1 pseudogene is annotated in these 1,377 nt (G+C 34.4%); it reads right to left on the bottom strand.

Going from position 1 to position 1,377, the window contains the following annotated elements:
- Window positions 1–43: 43 nt before the first annotated feature.
- Window positions 44–1,265, bottom strand: a pseudogene (locus JCM13188_RS17150) (ISL3 family transposase).
- Window positions 1,266–1,377 lie beyond the last annotated feature (112 nt).

Below are 1,377 nucleotides of genomic sequence, written 5' to 3'. Positions count from 1 at the left end.
GGTTCTAAGTCAAATGTTGGGGTGAGCATACGCTCACTCCTAATTATGTGACTCGAACTTTTATATTTTTATATTGATGATGTAATAATATCTTCAATCTAAAGCGATCAAAACGTTTAAATCCAAAAGCATTACGTTTAATAACTTTAGTTTGGTTATTAATACCTTCCACATAACCATTATGTAATTCAAATGCGAAGCTATTCATGATTTGTTTTTGCCAATTTTGAAAGGTCGATATCGACCTTTCAAATTCAATAACACCAGATGTCTTTACGAGATCATAATATTGATATAACCTCTTCTTTATAGATTTCAAATTAGTAGGGCCGCTGGCCTTCGCTATTTCAAACCACAATCGGTATGCTTCTTTCAATTGATAGGCTTTTCTTAAATAGTTAGATTTTCTAAGATAATGCTCCAAATACCATCGTTGCTTATCTGTTAAATTTTCATTGTGTTTATAAAAGACATGCCTCATCCTTTTACACTTCTTACGATCATAGTCATCAAATTCGTTTTGAACTTTTCTTCTTACCTTTTCGAGTGCCCAATAAATATAGCGACAAAATGAAATCGATCAGCAACGATAATGGGACCACCCAGTGCTTGATCAACAGCTGCTTTAAAAGATTGACTCATATCCATAACAACTACTTCAACTTTATCCCCGTGTTGTCTAAGATACTCTTTTAAGGTCTCTTTTTTCCTATCTTTAAGAATTTCAATAGGCCTTCTTTCAATAGGATCCGCAATGATTGTTTGATACTTCTCTCCACCCGTATCACCTTTATATTCATCAATAGCAATCACTTTAGGGAGTTCTGTTGCTTCTTTTAATTTAGAAGAACTAATCTGATCGAAACGGCGCATAACCGTAGTAGGAGAAGTCATAAAACGATCCGCTACATCTTTAAAATTCTTTCCATGAATCAATTCTATAGATAGAGCTTGGTTATACTCAATTGATTGTCTCTGATAACGTTCTACAACTGAGTTGTCTTCATAGAATCGCTTACGGCATTGTCGGTCCTCACAAATATAACGTCGTTTTCGATAAAATAACAGAGTATTTCTTCCGAACACTTGTGTATGTTGAATCTTTTGCAGTCTATAATCATGAACTTTCTGGGTCAACTTTCGACAATCAGGGCATTGGTGAGGTTTTCTCACCAACTCCACATGGAGTTGATAAAACCCTTCTACTTCAAGTGATTTAGTGATGATAACTCTTCTAAACCAGGGATAGAAATGTTAGAATACATAGTACACGCAACTCCTTTGTTTTTTGTTTATTGGTCTAAACAAATTCTAACAAATTAGGAGCTTGCGTGTTTTTATTTTGATAAATCTTTTTAAAGCTCAGGTAGGCCTGAC

This window comes from Piscibacillus salipiscarius JCM 13188, assembly GCF_001311865.1.
Classification (GTDB): domain Bacteria; phylum Bacillota; class Bacilli; order Bacillales; family Alkalibacillaceae; genus Piscibacillus; species Piscibacillus salipiscarius.
This window is presented reverse-complemented; position numbering and strand designations above follow the sequence as displayed.